At 63.8% G+C, this 17,174-nt stretch carries 19 protein-coding genes, 1 tRNA gene and 1 riboswitch (1 of these 21 running past the window's edge); of the genes, 6 read left to right on the forward strand and 14 right to left on the reverse strand.

Going from position 1 to position 17,174, the window contains the following annotated elements:
* Positions 1-602: the final stretch of a M23 family metallopeptidase gene (locus ACPS74_RS02835; RefSeq protein ID WP_029650964.1), read on the forward strand. It extends 1,414 nt beyond the left edge of the window; the window shows 602 of its 2,016 coding nt (coding positions 1,415-2,016); its start codon lies off the left edge, out of view; it ends in the stop codon at positions 600-602.
* Between the two features lie 51 nt (positions 603-653).
* Here ACPS74_RS02835 and ACPS74_RS02840 read toward each other — a convergent pair whose 3' ends face one another.
* Positions 654-920: a phosphopantetheine-binding protein gene (locus ACPS74_RS02840; protein WP_029650958.1), complete on the reverse strand. Its 267-nt coding sequence runs from the start codon at positions 918-920 to the stop codon at positions 654-656.
* 451 nt (positions 921-1,371) lie between these two features.
* On the opposite strand from ACPS74_RS02840, the gene ACPS74_RS02845 reads away from it, so the two are divergent.
* On the forward strand, positions 1,372-1,515 hold the full coding sequence (locus ACPS74_RS02845) for a type II toxin-antitoxin system VapB family antitoxin (RefSeq protein ID WP_425622400.1): 144 nt from the start codon (positions 1,372-1,374) through the stop codon (positions 1,513-1,515).
* Positions 1,516-1,525: 10 nt separating this feature from the next.
* Here ACPS74_RS02845 and gluQRS read toward each other — a convergent pair whose 3' ends face one another.
* Positions 1,526-2,434: a tRNA glutamyl-Q(34) synthetase GluQRS gene (gene gluQRS / locus ACPS74_RS02850; protein WP_029651466.1), complete on the reverse strand. Its 909-nt coding sequence runs from the start codon at positions 2,432-2,434 to the stop codon at positions 1,526-1,528.
* Between the two features lie 128 nt (positions 2,435-2,562).
* On the opposite strand from gluQRS, the gene ACPS74_RS02855 reads away from it, so the two are divergent.
* Positions 2,563-3,681, forward strand: a complete 1,119-nt coding sequence (locus ACPS74_RS02855; protein WP_029651467.1) for a helix-turn-helix transcriptional regulator — start codon at positions 2,563-2,565, stop codon at positions 3,679-3,681.
* On the opposite strand, the gene cmk is transcribed toward ACPS74_RS02855, so the two are convergent.
* From cmk to ACPS74_RS02885, 6 genes are all read right to left on the reverse strand, one after another.
* A complete protein-coding gene (gene cmk, locus ACPS74_RS02860; protein WP_029651468.1) occupies positions 3,682-4,320 on the reverse strand; it encodes a (d)CMP kinase in 639 nt (212 codons plus the stop codon).
* On the reverse strand, positions 4,317-5,663 hold the full coding sequence (gene aroA / locus ACPS74_RS02865; protein ID WP_029651469.1) for a 3-phosphoshikimate 1-carboxyvinyltransferase: 1,347 nt from the start codon (positions 5,661-5,663) through the stop codon (positions 4,317-4,319). The genes cmk and aroA overlap by 4 nt, the downstream gene beginning before the upstream one ends.
* 113 nt (positions 5,664-5,776) lie before the next feature.
* Positions 5,777-5,851, reverse strand: a tRNA-Gly gene (locus ACPS74_RS02870).
* Positions 5,852-6,030: 179 nt separating this feature from the next.
* Entirely contained in the window at positions 6,031-7,032 is a 1,002-nt protein-coding gene (locus ACPS74_RS02875; RefSeq protein WP_029651470.1) for a c-type cytochrome, read from the reverse strand.
* Between the two features lie 38 nt (positions 7,033-7,070).
* The gene (locus ACPS74_RS02880; RefSeq protein ID WP_029651471.1) at positions 7,071-8,072 is read right to left on the reverse strand and encodes a DUF1214 domain-containing protein; all 1,002 of its coding nucleotides are present in this window, start codon (positions 8,070-8,072) and stop codon (positions 7,071-7,073) included.
* Between the two features lie 34 nt (positions 8,073-8,106).
* Positions 8,107-9,207 carry a 2'-deoxycytidine 5'-triphosphate deaminase gene (locus ACPS74_RS02885; RefSeq protein ID WP_029651472.1) on the reverse strand — a complete coding sequence of 367 codons (1,101 nt, stop codon included), beginning with the start codon at positions 9,205-9,207 and terminating at the stop codon, positions 8,107-8,109.
* Between the two features lie 100 nt (positions 9,208-9,307).
* Positions 9,308-9,386: riboswitch (SAM riboswitch) on the forward strand.
* 77 nt (positions 9,387-9,463) lie between these two features.
* Here ACPS74_RS02885 and ACPS74_RS02890 point away from each other — a divergent pair.
* Positions 9,464-10,669, forward strand: a complete 1,206-nt coding sequence (locus tag ACPS74_RS02890) for an O-succinylhomoserine sulfhydrylase (protein ID WP_029651473.1) — start codon at positions 9,464-9,466, stop codon at positions 10,667-10,669.
* Positions 10,670-10,791: 122 nt separating this feature from the next.
* Here the strand turns inward: ACPS74_RS02890 and ACPS74_RS02895 are convergent, their stop codons facing one another.
* The 6 genes from ACPS74_RS02895 to ACPS74_RS02920 form a co-directional block, all read right to left on the reverse strand.
* On the reverse strand, positions 10,792-10,923 hold the full coding sequence (locus ACPS74_RS02895; RefSeq protein ID WP_255722882.1) for a hypothetical protein: 132 nt from the start codon (positions 10,921-10,923) through the stop codon (positions 10,792-10,794).
* A 114-nt stretch (positions 10,924-11,037) separates the two neighbouring features.
* The gene (locus ACPS74_RS02900) at positions 11,038-11,445 is read right to left on the reverse strand and encodes a hypothetical protein (protein WP_029650406.1); all 408 of its coding nucleotides are present in this window, start codon (positions 11,443-11,445) and stop codon (positions 11,038-11,040) included.
* Between the two features lie 4 nt (positions 11,446-11,449).
* Positions 11,450-11,680: a hypothetical protein gene (locus ACPS74_RS02905; RefSeq protein WP_029650408.1), complete on the reverse strand. Its 231-nt coding sequence runs from the start codon at positions 11,678-11,680 to the stop codon at positions 11,450-11,452.
* 114 nt (positions 11,681-11,794) lie between these two features.
* A complete protein-coding gene (locus ACPS74_RS02910; RefSeq protein WP_014889502.1) occupies positions 11,795-12,160 on the reverse strand; it encodes a DUF2946 family protein in 366 nt (121 codons plus the stop codon).
* Positions 12,161-12,317: 157 nt separating this feature from the next.
* Positions 12,318-14,903 carry a TonB-dependent receptor gene (locus tag ACPS74_RS02915; protein WP_051381764.1) on the reverse strand — a complete coding sequence of 862 codons (2,586 nt, stop codon included), beginning with the start codon at positions 14,901-14,903 and terminating at the stop codon, positions 12,318-12,320.
* 145 nt (positions 14,904-15,048) lie between these two features.
* Entirely contained in the window at positions 15,049-15,414 is a 366-nt protein-coding gene (locus ACPS74_RS02920; RefSeq protein WP_157055245.1) for a hypothetical protein, read from the reverse strand.
* Between the two features lie 190 nt (positions 15,415-15,604).
* Here ACPS74_RS02920 and apaG point away from each other — a divergent pair, with 190 nt between their 5' ends.
* Positions 15,605-15,997, forward strand: a complete 393-nt coding sequence (gene apaG / locus ACPS74_RS02925; protein ID WP_018408112.1) for a Co2+/Mg2+ efflux protein ApaG — start codon at positions 15,605-15,607, stop codon at positions 15,995-15,997.
* 9 nt (positions 15,998-16,006) lie between these two features.
* Complete coding sequence (gene argE, locus ACPS74_RS02930; RefSeq protein WP_029650415.1) at positions 16,007-17,164, forward strand: acetylornithine deacetylase; 1,158 nt, start codon at positions 16,007-16,009, stop codon at positions 17,162-17,164.
* Positions 17,165-17,174: the final 10 nt, after the last annotated feature.

The following is a 17,174-nucleotide window of genomic DNA, read 5'->3' on the forward strand; positions in this document are numbered from 1 at the left end:
ACGAAACCTATCGCTACTATCGCTTCTTCACGCCCGACGACGGGCTGCTCGACTACTACGACGAGAACGGCCGCTCGAGCCGCAAGTTCCTTGTGCGTAAGCCGATCGCCATCGGCGAGACGCGCTCAGGCTTCGGCATGCGCCGTCATCCGATCCTCGGCTATTACAAGATGCACACGGGCGTCGATTGGGCGGCGCCGATCGGCACGCCGATTCTCGCCGCCGGCAATGGCACGATCATCAAGGCGCAGTGGGATTCGGGCTATGGTCGGCGCGTCGAGATCCAGCACGCCAACGGCTACATCACCACCTACAACCACATGTCAGGCTTTGCGCGCAGCGTGAAGGAAGGCATGCGGGTCAAGCAGGGCCAGGTGATCGGCTTCCTCGGCTCGACCGGATTGTCGACGGGACCGCACCTTCACTATGAGGTGATGGTCAATGGCCATTTCGTCGATCCGATGCGCGTCAAGCTGGCGCGCACGCGCGAGATCGAGGGCCGGCTTCTCGCGGAATTCAGGAAAGAGCGCGATCGCATTGATTCGCTGATGGCGAAGGCGCCGAACAACAGCGCCAAAGTGGCGACTCGTCAGGCCCGGTAAGCGACGAACTTTTGTTGGCGCTTCGGCGCAGCCGGCCCGAATCGACGTCTCTTAGGCCGCCTGGAGCCATTCATAGGCGGGAGCAAACTGGGCGGCGCGAACGCCGCGGACAATATTCTCCATCGTCGCCATCGTCTGGCGATTCAGCGAGTCGCGGGAGAATTCGATGCGAAATTCGCGCTCGATCGCGAGCAGCAGGCGGATCGCCGTATAGGGCGTCATTCCCAGTTCGTAGAGATTGGCTCGCTGCGTCAGATGGCGCGCCGGAACGCAGATCTGGCCTTCCTGGTCGATCAGGCTTTGGATGGTCTCGAACATTTCGCTCTCCCTTGCCGCTTTGGAACTCGATGATCCAAGGCTATCGGGAGCCCGAGAAAATGTTCGTGCGCCGACACACACGGAGAACCGCAGGGGAATCGGGAGAAGAATTGTTTTCCTCACCCTCATCCTGAGGAGCCGCCCGCAAGTCGCGGTTTACCCGACTTGCGAATTTGATGTCGATCTCGGGCAGGCCCGAGATCCTAAGGCGGCGTCTCGAAGGACGAGGGTGAGGAGAAATACGTGAAAACGGGCTTCCTCGTCCTTCGAGACGCGTGCTGCGCACGCTCCTCAGGATGAGGAAGCCCTTCAACCGATCGCCCTGCGGAAAATCGGCGTCGGCATTGTGATCGGCATTAAACGATGCTCTTTCTGTGCTTCTCGATTGGGAGCACACATGCGCACAAAGATCGCGCTCGACGATGAGCTCGTGGCCAAGGCAGCAGATTTAATGGGACTTACGGACAAATCCGCGCTGGTTCGCGAAGCGCTCAAGGCGCTCCTTGAGCGAGAGGGCGCCCGACGCCTGGCGCGACTCGGCGGCTCGGAATCACATCTTCGAATGACTCCGAGACGGCGAACGCCCGCAAAGTAGAATCTACGCTCTACAACCCTATCCGCCGACGCACGTCAGCTGGCGTCCAGCCTTCCGCGCGCAAGGCGCGCAGCGCCGTCGAGGCGACGCTTTTCGCAAGCTTCTCGCCCTTCTCGTCCAGAACCAGGCCGTGGTGCCGATAATTTGGCGCCGGCAGGTCGAGCAGACGTTGCAGCAGGCGATGCAGGCTCGTCGCCGCAAAGAGATCCTTACCGCGCACCACGTCGGTCACGCCCTGCAGCGCGTCGTCGACGACGACGGCGATATGATAGCTCGCCGGCGTATCCTTGCGCGCGAGGACGACGTCGCCCCATTCCGCCGGATCGGCAGGAACAAGCCTCCCTTCTCCGTCATCGCGAGGCGAAGCGGCCGGATCGCTTCGCTCCGCCCGCGGGAGCGCCCCGAATTCCCGCCACATCAGCCCCTGCCCCGCGAGCGTCGACGCCATACGCATGTCGAGCCGCAGCGCGACGCCGCGCTGCGTTAGGACCTCGCGCGCCGTTCGGCGCGGTTTAGCGCGACACGTCCCCGGATAGAGCGGCGAGCCGTCCGGGTCGCGCGGCCAGCCCGGCTTGCCAGCCGCAATCCGCGCGATGTCGGAACGCTTGCAGTCGCAGGCGTAAATGAGCCCCATCGCGTCCAGGCGCTCGAGGGCGCGGGCGTAGGCGCCGAAATGCTCGGATTGACGGCGCACGGGCCGCTCCCAATCGAGCCCGAGCCAGGCGAGATCTTCATAGATCGCCGCCTCGAATTCGGCGCGGGCGCGGCCTGTATCGATGTCCTCGATGCGCAACAGCAAGCGCCCGCCGCATTGGCGCGCCAGATCGAAATTCAGAAGCGCCGAATAGGCGTGGCCAAGATGCAAATAGCCGTTCGGCGACGGCGCAAAGCGGAATACGCGTTGTTGCTTGGACGTCATCAGCCTACTTGGCGGGCGGCGTCTGACTCGCCGGCGGATCGACTGCAGGCATTCCGACGCCAGTGGACGAGCGCCGAGGCTTGCTTCAAAATGATTCGATTAAAGTCTTTAAGCCATTGGATTTAGGCATGCCAGATTTCGAATCTCTCGTTGACGACATCTACGAAGCCGCCGCCGATCCTGATTGCTGGCCGCGCATCATGCATGACATCGGCAAGGTTGCGGAAGCCGCCGGCGGCGTCCTCGTCGCCCGTCGGGCCGACGCATGGCTCGGCTGGCGTTGCTCAGGCGCTCTCGAAAAAGGAGCCGAAGCATTTTTTAGCAGCGGCGGTCTTCAGCGAAGCCAGGTTCTCGGCCGGCTTCTCGCCTTCAATCGCGCCGGCTTCGTCTCGGATCAGGAAGGCTTTACCGAAGAGGAATATGCGGAGGAGCCGGTCATCAAGGAGTGGTGCGCGCCCAACGGCATTCATCATTGCACGGCGACCGCTGTGCCGATGCTCAATGGCGATCTCGTGATGTTTCAGGTCAAGCGGCGAAAGGGAGACCCGCCTTTCGGCCCCGCGGAATTGGACCGCCTCGACGCGCTGCGCCCACATCTCGCCCGCGCCGGCCTGCTCGCCGCCCGTTGGCGACTTGAGAGATTACGATCGGCGACCGAGGCGCTCGCGACTCTCGGCATTCCGGCGGCGATACTGGACGTCGACGGTCGCGTGCTTGCGGCCAATGGGCTGATCGAAGATCTCTCGTCGCATCATGTCTGGATGCCGCGCGACCGCATCGCGCTGATTGAGCCTGCAGCCGACAAATTGTTGCGGGGCGCGATCGCCGATCTCGGCAATCCTGCCGCGACATCTGTGCGGTCCTTCCCCTCAAAAGGGACTGGCGAACGACCGGTGGTGATGCATCTGATCCCCGTCACCGGCAATGCGCGCGATCTTTTTGGCGGCGGATTGGGCGTGCTGACGATCACGCATCTTACACGGCCAGCGGCGTTGGACGCAGCGCTAGTGCAAAGCCTCTTCGATCTAACGCCGACCGAGGCGCGCGTCGCGGGGAGTCTCGCCGAGGGACTGAGCCTCGATCAGATCGCCGAGCGTCACAAGGTGAAGTTGAGCACCATTCGCAGCCAGGTGAAATCGGTGTTCGCGAAAACCGGCGCGAACAGGCAATCCCAGATTGTCGCGCTGCTGGCGGCGCAGCCAAAAATTTGGCGCCCGCCGCTCGAACTCGAACAGTCCCAGTTGTAATTACAGTTCAGCGCCGCGCCTCGCCTCGACGATCGCAAGCGCGGCCGCGAAAGCCTCCTCGATGTCGAGATCGCTCGTGTCGAGCGTCACCGCATCGGCGGCCGCCTTCAGCGGCGCGGCGCTGCGGGCGCTGTCGCGGGCGTCGCGCTTCTTCACATCTTCGAGAATGGCGGCATAGTCGGCGTTTTCGCCGGCGCGCGCAAGCTCCAGAGCGCGGCGGGTGGCGCGCGTCTCCGGCGCTGCGGTGACGAAAATCTTCACTTTCGCGTCGGGGCAGATCACCGTGCCGATGTCGCGACCGTCGAGGACGGCGCCTTCCGGCCGCGCCGCGAAGCCGCGCTGCATGTCGACGAGCGCCGCGCGCACCGCCGGCATGGCGGCGACGACGGACGCCGCCTCGCCCATGTCGCGGGCGCGCAACCGCTTTTCGTCGAAATCGGTGAGCGACAGGCTGCGCGCGGCGGCGACCGCCGCTTCGACGTCGTCGAGCCGCAGACCCTCGTCCCTCAGCGCGCAGGCCGTGGCGCGATAGAGCAGCCCCGTGTCGAGATGCGGCAGGCTGTAATGCGCCGCAAGACGTCGCGCCAGCGTGCCCTTCCCCGACGCTGCGGGGCCGTCGATCCCGATGACGAAGCTCACGAGAAGCGCGCTCCGAGTCGCTCCATGAGCGGGCGAAACGCCGGAAAGCTCGTCGCGATCATCATCTCGTCGTCGACCGTGACTTTCTTCTCGGCCGCGAGCCCCATGACGAGAAAGCTCATGGCGATGCGATGATCGAGATGCGTCTCGACCATGCCGCCGCCAGCGACCCTGCCGCCGCGCACGATAAGATCGTCGCCGACGATCTCGCAGTCGACGCCATTGGCTTTGAGCCCGGCGGCGACCGCTTCAAGCCGATCCGATTCCTTCACCCGCAATTCGGAGAGCCCGCGCATCCGCGTTTCGCCGTTCGCGAAAGACGCCGCGACGGCAAGGATCGGATATTCGTCGATCATTGAGGGCGCCCGCGCCGCCGGCACGTCGACGCCGGCAAGATGCGAGAAGCGCGCGCGAACGTCGGCGACCTCTTCGCCGCCCTCCTCGCGCCGGTTCTCCAACCCGATATCGGCGCCCATTTCCTGCAGCGTCGTCAACAGCCCGCTGCGCAGCGGATTGGTCATGACGCCTTCGATGACAATATCGGAGCCCTCGACGATCAGCGCGGCGACGAGCGGAAAGGCGGCCGATGACGGATCGGCGGGAACCCGCACGTCGCGCGCGATCATTTCCGGGCGCCCTTCAAGCGTGATCTTGCGGCCATGCGGGCCGTGAGGCGCGCTCACGACCGTCGCGCCGAAATGCGCAAGCATTTTTTCGGTATGATCGCGCGACGCCTCGGCCTCGATCACCGTCGTTTGGCCAGGCGAATTCAGTCCGCAGAGCAGCACCGCGGATTTGATCTGCGCCGAGGCGACGGGCGTCTTGTATTCGACCGGCAGCGGCTCGCTCGAACCCTGCAGCACCAGCGGCAGGCGGCCGCCCTCGGCCTGCTCCAGAACCTGGGCGCCCTGCAGCGCCAGGGGATCGAGAATGCGCTTCATCGGGCGTTTCCGCAGCGAGGCGTCGCCGTCGAAGCGCGCGAGGATCGGGTGGCCGGCGACGACGCCCATCATCAGCCGCGAGCCGGTGCCGGCGTTGCCGAAATCCAGGGTTTCGGTGGGCTGCAGCAGAGAGCCGAGCCCGGCGCCCCAGACGCTCCAGCCCCCATCGGGGTGGCGGACGATCTTCGCGCCAAGCTGGCGGCAGGCCTGCGCGGTGCGCAGCACGTCCTCGCCTTCGAGAAGCCCTTCGATTTTCGTTTCGCCGATGGCGAGCAGGCCGAAGATCAGCGCGCGATGGGAGACGGATTTATCGCCCGGCGGGCGCACGCGGCCCGCAAGCGGCCCGGATTTAAAGGCGCTGAGCGGGGCGGCGGGAGCGTGAGCATGGGCGGCGTGCGGCATAGTCGCTTTCGGTCGGGCGCGATTCAATCGCCATCCGCTTCGCACTTTTGGCGACGATGCTCAACAGCGGCGGCCGGCGGGTTGCGGCGGACGATCTCAGATTGGTCGGAGATTGGAGCGGGCGATGGGAATCGAACCCACGACATTCAGCTTGGGAAGCTGACGTTCTACCTCTGAACTACGCCCGCGCGCTCCCTTGTGTAACGCGGGAAGCCGCCGGTTTCAACGGAACAACCGAGCGCTCCACCCACCCCGCGCCTTCGGCGCGACCCTCCCCCTCGAGGGGAGGGTAGACCGGCGCGCAGCACACACCCTCCCCTGGAGGGGGAGGGTCGGCGCATCGCGCCGGGGTGGGGTGAAATTAAGCTCACCGTCCGCTGTTGGGATTCCTTACCTCTCCCTTTTCCTTCTCGATCTCCTTCAGCTTCGCGCGGATCGGGCCGTAAGGCCCGTATTTGTGCTGCTCTTCGGAGAAGCCGTCGGCATAGGGGCCGTAAGGCGCGTCGATCGGCTTCTTCAAAAGATCGGGAAAATCCTTGTCCAACCCGGCGCGCTGCGGCCTCGGCTTCGAGATCATCAGCGCGGCGACGTCCCAGGCCTCTTCGGGCGAGAGCCGCGGGTGCAGATAATCAACGCCGTCCGGCATATTGGAGTGAACGAAGTTCGCCGCCGTGATCAGCCGCGCCATGCCGGCGCCGTCGTTGAAACTGTCCGAGCCCCAGAGCGGCGGAAAGGCGTAGCCGGCGCCCAGCCCCGGCAGGCTGTTCTGCACGCCGGCGCCGTCGACGTTGTGGCAGCCGATGCAGCGCGCCTGATAGATGTCGCGCCCGCGCGCGGGATCCGCGGCGCGATCGAGTTCGGGCATCGTCCCCGCGCCGAGACCGGAGAGCTTCTCGCCCTTGCGCACGCCGGACGAGAGAAATTGAATATAGGCGAGGATGGCGCGCATCGGCGCGGATGAAACGGGCAAAGCGCGCCCGTTCATGCTGCGCGTCATGCAGGAATTGATGCGCTCTTGCAGCGTGATCTGCGCGCCGATGCGCGCGCTATAAGCGGGGAAATCCTCGGAGAGGCCAAAAATCGGCAGACCGAATTTCTTCACGCCAGCGTCGAGATGACAGTTGCCGCAGGCGAGATTGTTCCCAGCGTAACGCTGCGCGGGGTCGGGCATGTCCGGACCGATATGGGAATAGGTCGCGGTGATGAGATCGCGCCCGTGGCGGATCAGCCGGCTATGCGCGTCGTAAGGCAGCGCGTCGACTTGCGGAGCCGACCAGAATTTCGCGCTCGACGCGCCAATCTCCTCTGCGGCGACGGACGTCGCGAGCGAGAGCGCGAAGAGCGCGGCTAAAAGAAATGCCTTACGCATGAATTCGCTCCGCTTTGGCGTCCAAGTTCAGAAACCCGCTATTTGCTGACCGTCGCCTCGGGAAACTTCCACTTGCCGTTCAGCGCTTCCGCGCGCGGCCTGTAGAGGCGGACGGTGTAATTCCACCCCGGCATGATGCGCAGATAGTTCGGCGCGTTGGGATCGCCGCCGAAATGAATCGTGACTTTCCCATCCTTGTCCTTGCGTGCGGTGATATTGTTCACCGAGATCGCATTTTCCGGCGCCTCGTAAAATCCTTTGGCGTTGTAGACGGTGACCGACCAGAAGCCCTCGACCGGCACGTCTCCGACGGTCAGCGTGTACGGCGTCTTCCCATCGTTCTCTTTCGGGGTGACGTTCAAATAGAGCGCATCCTGTTCGCGATTGCCGCCCCAGCCGGCCGCCGTCATGATGAGATGGCGCACCGGATCGACTTCCTTCTCGTCGCCGAAGCCGCGGCGGCTGTCGCCGACAAAGGGCGTGAGCGCCAGCAGCGCGTCATGCAGCTTCTCGCGCTGGGCCTGATCCCAATCCGGCAGCTGGAGTTTGCCGGGGTTGGCCTGGATGACTTTGATCTCGTCCTGCGCGTTGTGGCCGGCGGCCATGTCGGCCGGATCATTGGGATCCATGAAGGTGCGAACGATGACGACGGCGTATCGCGTGCCGATCTTGTCGCGGGTGAGTTTGTAGCGACCTGGCTTGTAAGCGACGAGCTTGATGTAATGATCCTCGTTGATGACGACGAGCGATTGATAGCGCTTGCCGACGTCAGGCAGAACGATCGTCACCGGCGAGGTCAGGTCGAATACACCGCTGCTATAGGGCGTGTCGCGATTGAGGCGAATGACGGCTTGCTTGTCGACCGGCATCGGTCCGCGTTCGCTGCAGAGCTTCGCGAAGCAGCCGGCGTCCGCCCTCGACTGCATGTAATAGTCGGTTTCCGCCCGCTTGAAAATATCGACCGTCACGCGCTCCGCGGCGAGCGCGGGCGCGCATGCCATTACGAGCGCGGCGAAGAGCGACGCCATCGAAATCTGCATTTCAGACACCTGCCTAAATTTCGCGGCGCTACGGTCAGTCCGCCATGAAATGTTTCGAGAGCTTGAGCCCCTGCCCCTGGTAGTTCGATACCCCGCTTTGGCCGTAAAGCGCCTTTGGGGTTTCGGCCATGCGTTCATAGACCAGGCGGCCGATGAACTGACCGTCTTCGAGGATGAAGGGCACTTCGCGCGAGCGCACTTCGAGAACGGCGCGGGCGCCCGGTTGGCCGTCGGGCCCGGCGCCGAAGCCGGGATCAAAAAAGCCCGCGTAATGCACCCGGAACTCGCCGATCGCCGCGTCCATCGGCGCCATTTCGGCGGCGAGATCGGGCGGAATCGCGAGGCGCTCGTGCGAGGCGAGGATGTAGAAATCGCCTGGATCGAGAATCAGCCGGCCGTCACGCGCCGGCAAACGCTCCCAATAGTCGTCGATCCGATAGGCGGCGATGCGATCGACGTCGATGACGTCGGTGTGCTTCTGCGCGCGATAGCCGATGATTCCCCCGAACGCATCCGCGTCGAGCGCAACCCGCAGCACGACGCCATCCCGCAAATTGAGCGGTCCGTCGACGAGCGGTGATGTGCGATGCAGTTCGGCGAGCGCCGCGTCGCCGAGCGTCCCACTCTGCGATTCGCTCTGCGCATGCGCGTGAAAACGCAGTTGGTTCAATCGCGTGCCGGTGCGAACGCGCACCGAAAAGCTGCGCGGCGACACTTCGGCATAGAGAGGTCCGTGATATCCGGGGGCGACCTCATCGAAGCGGTCGCCGCGATCCGTGATCAGCCGCGTGAAGATATCGAGTCGCCCCGTCGAGCTTTTCGGATTGGCGGCGCCGAGGACAGCGTCGCCGAGCGCCAAGCTTTCCAGAAGCGGCACGACATAGAAGCAACCGCGTTCCAGCACGGCGCCGTCGCCTTCCAGCGACATCTCGTCATATTTGAGCGCGGAGAGGAGTTCGTCGACGCTGCGGCGCTTTCCCGGCAGAAAACTGGCGCGCACGCGATAGGCCTTGGGGCCAAGCCGCAGATCGAGACTGGCCGGCTGAATCTGCCCATGCGCCAAGGGCGCGGCGAGGCGGATCTGACCGGCGTCGGCCATCGCCTGAATCTGCCGGCTGGAAAGCACGCCGCCCATTCGTCTATCGCCCCGTCGCCTTTCCTTGCGCTGGCATAAGCGCCAAATCGCGTCGCCTTTCAAGCCGAAGCTGTTGACAGCTGAGGTCCCTCTGGCCTCTATAAGCGCACGTGGTTATTTGAGCCGGCCGGCTTGCCGCCACGAAAAACAACGCGCTAAAAGGCCGGGTCTCCCTAAGGAAGCCCCGCTTTTTGCGTAGCAGCGCCGTTCGGCGCGCATCAAGCGAATGGCGCGCCTTCGCGCCTAGGGAGAATCAATGTCCGCCGACGCCCCGCCCCGCAGGCCGCTCAAACCCGCGACGCAACTCGTGCACGGCGGGACGCAGCGCTCTTCCTTCGGAGAATTGTCGGAGGCCCTCTACCTCACGCAGAGCTTCGCCTATCCGACGATGGAGGCGGCCGAGGCGCGCTTCAAGGGCGATGAGCCGGGCTTCATCTATTCGCGCTTTTCGAACCCCACCGTGGCGATGTTCGAGCAGCGCATGTGCCTTCTGGAGGGGACGGAAGCGGCCCGCGCCACGGCGAGCGGCATGGCGGCGGTGACCGCGAGCCTGCTCGCGCAGCTCAAAGCGGGCGACCATGTGGTTTCGGCGCGCGCGCTTTTCGGCTCCTGCCTCTATGTCGTCGAGGATTTGCTGCCGCGACTGGGAATCGCTTCGACGCTCGTCGACGGCGCCGACCTCGAACAATGGAAGGCGGCCGTCCGTCCTGAGACGAAGCTCTTCTTCCTGGAAAGCCCGACCAATCCCGGGCTGGAGGTCTATGACCTCAAGGCGATCGCCGACATTGCGCATGAGGCCGGCGCGAAGCTCGTGGTCGATAATGTCTTCGCGACGCCGCTCTTGCAAAAGCCCTTCGATTTCGGCGCCGACGTCGTCGTCTATTCCGCGACCAAGCACATCGATGGGCAGGGCCGATGTCTTGGCGGCGTGATTTTGGCCTCGCAGGCGCTGATCGAGGAGAGCGTCCACAATTTCCTGCGCCAGACCGGACCGGCCATGTCGCCGTTCAACGCCTGGGTGATGCTGAAGGGCCTCGAGACCTTGCCGCTGCGCGTCGCGCAGCAGACCGCCAGCGCGGCCAAAATCGCCGACTTTCTGGCCGAAGAGAAGGCCGTCGGCCGCTTGCTTTATCCGTTCCGCGCCGATCACCCGCAGGCCGATCTGGCGCGACGTCAGATGTCGGGCGGCGGCACGCTGGTGAGCTTTAGTATGGCGGGCGGCAAGGCTGCGGCGTTCCGACTCGCCAATGCGCTGGAAGTGGTCAAGATTTCGAACAATCTCGGCGACGCCAAGAGCCTCATCACCCATCCGGCGACGACGACCCATCAGCGGCTGACGCCGGAAGCGCGCGCGTCGCTGGGAATCGGCAACGGCCTGCTGCGACTTTCGGTCGGCCTCGAGGACGCCGACGATCTGGTCGATGATCTCGCGCGCGGGCTGTGGGCCGCCGCGCGCGCCTGAGCTTTACGGCTAGAGCGCTTCCCGATCACATGGAATCATGTGATCGATAAGGAATCGCTCAAAATCAAAACGTTAGAGCAGGTTCTCATCGAAAAAGTCTGTCAACTTTTTCGGAACCTGCTCTAGGTGCCGGGCCGCCTCTTGCGGGGGGCGGGAATTTTCGCCTCCTGCATCGCGCATTCGGCGATGAAATAGGACGCGGCGAGTATGGCGCAAAGCGTCTCAAGCACGACGCCCGTGATCAGTTCGTTCATCAGCATGCCCTTTTGAAAGCAATCGCGGCGGAATGGTGAAAGTCGAAGCGGCGGCCCGCGGCGGCGGCGGGAGAAGAGAATTAACGCCGACGCAGGCCTTTTCACGATGCAGCGCTAGGCCGCCGGCGGCGCGCGCGGGCGGTGAGCTGGGCTGGGACGGGGCGTCGGCGCGACGCAGTCCGCCACCGTCCGCGCGAGCATGAAGCTCGGGACGGGCGTCGCGCCGATCGGGCCGGGCCGCGCCGGAAGAGGCGCAAGACCGCTGCAAAACGCCTGACAGAGGATACAGGCGGAGCGATCGTCTTTGGGGCCCAGCCGCCCCGCAAGCGCGCCGAGTTGGGAGGCCCCCGGCGCGAAACAGATAAAGAGTTGAGCGAAGAGACGCCCCCCGACGCCCGACTCGGCGACGCCGCGCGCGAGCGGCGCGACGGCAAAGAGCGACGCCGCCGAGAACAGCAGAGTCGCACCAAGCCGCGCACGCGCGTGACGCAGCGAAGCGAGCCAGAACGCCGACGGGGACATCGGTTCAGATCGCGTCGGTCAAAGGCCGCGAAAATCTCGCGCGGCGTTCGAGGTCGATGAGGCGAATGACGCGATGGTCATTGCCGCGCCACAGAGGCGTCGCCGGCACGATGGCGGCGAGCGCCGCCATGCCCGGCGCATGACCAGGCTGCGCGCGCTCTCGTTCATTCAAGGATTCGAGCGTCGCGCCGGCCACGAGGCTTTCCCTCGCGCTCGGCTTACGTTTACGAAACATGGGCTTAACTCCCGTCCCGCCGCTTGACGCGGCATTGTCCTTAAGCTGCGTCGATGCCGTGCGCAGACCCGGAATCCGGGCGAGAGCGCAAGCAGCGCGGCAGCGTGTGAAGGATCAGGAGTTGGCGGGAGGCGCTCGCGCCTGTCGGGAAAAGTCCTGTAGGCGGGTCGGCAGGGCGCAGTCCGCCACCGTCCAATCAAGCGCTGTCCATTGGACGGGCGCCTTGCCGAGATGAATGACGCGCGCGGCTAGCGGCGCAACGCCATCGCAATGGTTTTGACAAAACAGACAGACGTCCCGGTGACCCTTTGCGTGGCCCGGAGCCTGCGATCGGTCGCTCGAGGCGACGTCGGTAAAACAAAATTCGCTGACGGCGTCGCCGGCGCCCAGCCGCGACGCGACCTGCGCCGCCGCAGGCGCGAAGGCCTGAACGGTCAGCGCGAGCGCGAACAGCAGAACTGTCAGCCAGTTACGACGCATAAAGTCTTGAGCCCTGGAATCGGCGCGCATGCGGAATTCACATGCGCGCGCTGATGTAAGCAAAAAGCGAAGGCCACGACAAGTTAATCTTGGGGCGCCCGCCTCGCCGCGGCAAAGCGTCTCAGCAGGACGATCGCTCTTGGAACGCCCTGGCGGCTCACCTGACCGCCGCCGTGCCTCCAGAACCACCCCGGTCGATCGTTACGCCCGATCCGTCCGGGCCGCCGAAATCATAGTTGAGCGCGATAAAGAAGGTGCGCTGCGGATAGGGGTTCGGATTCACATAGGCTTTCCAGCGGCCGATGTTGTTAACGCCGACGGACAGCCACCAATTCGGCTCGACCCGGTATCTCGCCTTCATATCGAAAACGAGGATTTCACTGTCCACATTGCCGTAATTATTGTGGTTGAAGTCGGTGTTCGCAAAGGTGACGAACGCCGGGGACGAGTAGCGCGCGCCAAGGGCGAACGACATGTCGGGATTAGGGCTGTAGCTCGCGACGCCGCGGAAACGAATTCTGGGGACGCGGGGGAACTGGTTGCCGGCGAAGAGAATGCTGTCGAGATTGCGGCTCGAGAGATTGCTCTGAATTTTTGCGTCGGTGAAGGTCAAGCCGCCCTCGAAATCCAGTCCGGGAACGAGAATGTCCTTCATATGCGCCGCCGCCTCGATGCCGCGAAAGCGAACCTTATCGAGATTGGCGTTTTGCGAGATCTGCGTGCCGAAAATGGAGAGCGTGGTCTGGCTGGCGATGGCGTTCCAGCGATCGTCAAGAAACAGGCTGATGCGCGGATTGAAGAGCCCGATCGCGCCGCCGAACGCGTCGATCTTCCGATACTCGCCGGTCAGATCGTAACAGGTGCATATTTCAGGCTGCAAATTTGGATTGTTGATGAGCACCGAACTTGGGCTCGACAGGGATTGGAACAGTTCGTTGACTGTCGGAAAGCGATAGGCGCGCGCGATGGAGCCGCGCAAAGAGAGTTCCGGCGTGAAAAAATATTCGAGCGCCGCCTTCGGCGAGAAAGCGCCCTTATAGGAATCCGGGAAATAGGTGATGTTCGCGGCTCTAAGCGGCAGGCCGACGATTGCCTGGCCCGTCGGGTTCGACGCGTTGCCAAACCCGCCGGTCGCGTTCATCCCGCCAAAGGCGCGCCACCACTCGCCGCGTGCGCCGGCGGTGAATTTCCAGTCCGGCAGAGGCCTCCAGACTTCCTGAACATAGACGCCTTTCGTTTCGGTTTTGCCGTAGTTAATCGCCTGAATTCCCAGATAATAATTGTTGGGCCAGGACACTGTGCTGGTCTGCGTCGTGGCCAGCGAATAAAGATCGCCGTGGGCGCCGAACGACACTTCATGCTTGCCGAGGATGTCGTAGGGCGGGCGCCAAATGAAGCGCGCGTCGCCGGTGCGCCAGAACGTTCCGCCATTATTGGTGTTCAGCCCGCGCGGATCTACATTATAGGCAGTTCCGGCATTATTGACGCGCGGTCCGTAGGATTGCGCATTGTTGGTGAAATCGCGAAGGAAATTGAACGACGTCGCCGACAAATCGAAATCGAAGACGCCGCCAGTGTCCTGTCTGAGTTCTAACGCCTGCATCAGGTGGCTTGCGGCGCCGTGCCCGGGATTGACGCCGCCGGGCGTGACGGAATACGGGCCAAGCTGCACGCGCCCGCTCTGGGTGTTGTAGATCGGTATGCCGTTCCTGTCGTTAATGAAGCTTTCCACGGTGGTGTTGTTGTTCAGCGTCCAGAAGCCAACCTGATATTTGGCGCGCAGAAGCGGCAAGATGTCATAAGAGACTTTGACCTTCGCCAAATCCGTTTGGACGTAATCGGCGCCTGCGGCTGCCGTAATGATGCGTGGACGACCCTGTTGGTCGAAGTCCTGGAAGCCCCCAGAGAACGCCGAACCTGTGCCCGGCGTCAAAAAGAGGCCGGGGAATGTTTGCGCCTGTCCTTGATTGTCCAGGTGTTCATAGCCGACCCAGTAGCGGAAGTCGTTGATGCGATCGCCGACTAGAATATTTGTCACGCCGCCGAGATTGAGTTCTTTCCTGCCATAGAGGCTGAACGGCTGCACCGCCACGGTGCCCATCGCGTGGACCTCAAATTCATCCGGCATCCGCGTCGTCATCGTCAGCACGCCGCCGATCGAATTGCCCGGATAAAGCGCCGAGAATGGCCCGTACATCACATCGACGCGCGATATTTCCGCGGGCGAGACCATGCCCCAGCGCGGCGCGAAGTTGAAGCTGTTGCCGAGCAGATTCGAGAGCAGCACATTGTCGGCATAGACAAGCACCAACGCGCTCTGAATGGTGCCCGTGGTGCGTGTCGAGACGATCGCGTTGCGATCGCCAATATAGCGCTCGCGAATGAGAATTGACGGCATGTATCTGAACGCGTCGGAAGACGTCATGATATTTGTGGTTTTTTGAATCTCTTTGCGCGTCCTGCTCTCGACGACCGCCGGAATGTTCGCCGGCAAGGTGCGGCTGAAAGGCGCCGGCGTTGGCTCCGCGTAGCGATCCGCCACAGCAGGCCCCGGCACAGACGCCGCGGTGGTGACGCGACCCTGCCCGCCGACGGGTCTGCCGACAGGACCCGGCCGCACAGGGCCGCGGGCCCCGCCGACGCTGATGGTGGGAAGCGCCTGCTGCGCATCCGCGACCGACGGGGCGAGTAGGCTAAGTACGGCGAAAGAGGCTCCTCCGAGGAGGCGAGAACGACGGATCATGACAGTGTTCCTGGGCGCCGACGTCAGTCGGCATAGGGAGAGCGGCCGCGGCGTTGAACGCAACGCACACGCGGACTAGTGACGTGGAGGCTGCTTCGAGCAGCGGCGAGAACCTGGACGGCGCGCTCTTGCGCGGCCAGCGGTCTCAGGCGCGTGAGAAGGGCGGCGCCCGTGCGCTATGCGCCCGCGACGATCGTTCGGAGAGTGATCGCACCGCGTATGTGGGCGCGTCGATCAGCGCATATTCGCCCAGCGCGACGACATAGTCGGAAGTCAGCGAAACCCAGGCCGGCGGCGGTTCGCCGCACAAGAGGCACGATTGACAGTTGTGCCGATGGCCAAGCCGGTCGTTGGGCGCGGACTGTTCCCCCCCGCGCACCTGCTGGCAATGAGCTGCAATCGTCTCTTCGGGAGAGATCGAAGCGGCGCGCGCTAGCCCGGCTCCGCCGGCGACGGTCTGGACGACCATGGCCAGGATAAGCAGCAGCGTGCGAAGCGTCGTGAGCCGCATTTTGATTCCGGTCAAAACTGACAACCCACTATTTACAATTCACTGCATCGCGGATAGTCGCGGCGCGACGAAATGAGTCCGAAAAGCCGTTGGTGTGGCCATTGGGCCACAGTCTGTGATCGTTCGCGCGCCGATCATTGCCCAATCAAAAACGTTTCACTTTGCTGGCGCCCGTTCTAATCTTGCCCCCATGTACATCTCCATCACCAGAGACATTCAGGTCACGGCGCTTCCCGACTTCCTGCCGGATCGCTCAGACCCCGACCAGGATCGCTACTTCTGGTCCTATACGATCGAGATCGCCAATCTCGGCCGCGTTCGGGTTCAGCTTTTGTCGCGTCACTGGGTCGTCATCGACGCCAACGGGCGCCGCGAGGAAGTGCGCGGACCGGGCGTGGTCGGCGAACAGCCTGTGCTGGAGCCTGGGGAGACGTTTCGTTACGCCTCGGGCTGTCCGCTTGGCACGCCTTCAGGGATGATGCAGGGCAGCTATCGGATGATCACCGACGCCGGCGAAACCTTCGACGTCGAGGTGCCCGCGTTCTCGCTCGACAGTCCGCTGTCGCGTCCGACGCTGAATTAGGCCGGCGGGATGGACCGGCTGGAAGACGCGATCGACATGCTCTCCCGATTGGTCGCTTTCGACACGGTGAGCTCCAAATCCAATCTGCCGCTGATCGATTTCGTCGAAGCTTACCTGCGCGAACAGGACGTGCGCTTCGTCCGCGCGCCGAACGCCTCCGGCGACAAGGCCGCCCTCTTCGTCACGATCGGCCCCGACGCTGACGGCGGGGTTCTGCTGTCCGGCCACACAGATGTCGTGCCGGTCGCCGGGCAAGCCTGGAGCGGCGATCCGTTCACGCTGCGGCGCGACGCGACGCGACTCTATGGACGCGGCGCGGTGGACATGAAGGGGTTCGACGCCGCTTGCCTCGCGATGATCCCGGAATTCAAGGCGGCGCAGCTGTCTCGCCCGATCCACATCCTCTTGAGTTATGACGAGGAGACCACCTGTCTTGGTCCTCTCGACGTCATCGCGCGCTTCGGGGCGGACCTGCCGCTCCCCTCAGCCGTGATCGTCGGCGAACCGACGTCGATGGAGGTCGCCGACGCGCATAAGAGCGTCGCCACCTATGTGACGCGCGTGCGCGGCTTCGAGATCCATTCGGCGAATCTGCATCGCGGCGTCAGCGCCGTGCATGTCGCCTGCAAACTCGTGTGCGAGCTGGAGCGCTTCGGCGAGGAGTTGCGCGCGGCAGGCGATCCGAGCGGGCGCTTCGACCCGCCCTTCTCGACCATTCACGTCGGCGTGATTCACGGCGGAACGGCGCGCAATATCGTCGCCAAGGACTGCGAATTCCAGTGGGAGTTTCGAGCGTTGCCGGGCGCGCCGCCGAATTTCGCTTACGACCGGCTGGAAGCCTATTGCGAGGCTCTAAGACGAACGATTTTCGTCGATTTTCCCGACGCCGGCGTCGAGACCACGATTGAGAATCAGGTGCCGGGACTTGCGCCGCAGCCGGGCTCCGAGGCGGAGACGCTGGCGCTGCGGCTCGCCAGGCGCAATAGGACGATCGCCGTCCCTTATGCGACCGAAGCCGGTCAGTTTCAGCGCGCGGGCGTGGCCGCCGTCGTCTGCGGCCCTGGCCGCATCGACCAGGCGCACCAGCCCGACGAATTTATCGACATCGCCGAGCTGGCAGCCTGTGTTGAGTTCCTGCGCGGCCTAGCGCAGCAACTTCGCGCGTAAGGACCCTGCT

Origin of the sequence: Methylocystis sp. SB2, from assembly GCF_049817085.1 — a bacterium.
In the GTDB taxonomy this organism is placed as follows: Bacteria; Pseudomonadota; Alphaproteobacteria; order Rhizobiales; family Beijerinckiaceae; genus Methylocystis; species Methylocystis rosea.

Bases quoted from the DNA above. Each gene is read 5' to 3' on its own strand.
- ACPS74_RS02840 (WP_029650958.1), bottom strand. From the start codon at position 920: ATGTTCGAGACCATCCAAAGCCTGATCGACCAGGAAGGCCAGATCTGC.
- ACPS74_RS02845 (WP_425622400.1), top strand. From the start codon at position 1,372: ATGGGACTTACGGACAAATCCGCGCTGGTTCGCGAAGCGCTCAAGGCG.
- gluQRS (WP_029651466.1), bottom strand. From the start codon at position 2,434: ATGACGTCCAAGCAACAACGCGTATTCCGCTTTGCGCCGTCGCCGAAC.
- ACPS74_RS02855 (WP_029651467.1), top strand. From the start codon at position 2,563: ATGCCAGATTTCGAATCTCTCGTTGACGACATCTACGAAGCCGCCGCC.
- aroA (WP_029651469.1), bottom strand. From the start codon at position 5,663: ATGCCGCACGCCGCCCATGCTCACGCTCCCGCCGCCCCGCTCAGCGCC.
- ACPS74_RS02875 (WP_029651470.1), bottom strand. From the start codon at position 7,032: ATGCGTAAGGCATTTCTTTTAGCCGCGCTCTTCGCGCTCTCGCTCGCG.
- ACPS74_RS02880 (WP_029651471.1), bottom strand. From the start codon at position 8,072: ATGCAGATTTCGATGGCGTCGCTCTTCGCCGCGCTCGTAATGGCATGC.
- ACPS74_RS02885 (WP_029651472.1), bottom strand. From the start codon at position 9,207: ATGGGCGGCGTGCTTTCCAGCCGGCAGATTCAGGCGATGGCCGACGCC.
- ACPS74_RS02890 (WP_029651473.1), top strand. From the start codon at position 9,464: ATGTCCGCCGACGCCCCGCCCCGCAGGCCGCTCAAACCCGCGACGCAA.
- ACPS74_RS02895 (WP_255722882.1), bottom strand. From the start codon at position 10,923: ATGAACGAACTGATCACGGGCGTCGTGCTTGAGACGCTTTGCGCCATA.
- ACPS74_RS02900 (WP_029650406.1), bottom strand. From the start codon at position 11,445: ATGTCCCCGTCGGCGTTCTGGCTCGCTTCGCTGCGTCACGCGCGTGCG.
- ACPS74_RS02905 (WP_029650408.1), bottom strand. From the start codon at position 11,680: ATGTTTCGTAAACGTAAGCCGAGCGCGAGGGAAAGCCTCGTGGCCGGC.
- ACPS74_RS02910 (WP_014889502.1), bottom strand. From the start codon at position 12,160: ATGCGTCGTAACTGGCTGACAGTTCTGCTGTTCGCGCTCGCGCTGACC.
- ACPS74_RS02915 (WP_051381764.1), bottom strand. From the start codon at position 14,903: ATGATCCGTCGTTCTCGCCTCCTCGGAGGAGCCTCTTTCGCCGTACTT.
- ACPS74_RS02920 (WP_157055245.1), bottom strand. From the start codon at position 15,414: ATGCGGCTCACGACGCTTCGCACGCTGCTGCTTATCCTGGCCATGGTC.
- apaG (WP_018408112.1), top strand. From the start codon at position 15,605: ATGTACATCTCCATCACCAGAGACATTCAGGTCACGGCGCTTCCCGAC.
- argE (WP_029650415.1), top strand. From the start codon at position 16,007: ATGGACCGGCTGGAAGACGCGATCGACATGCTCTCCCGATTGGTCGCT.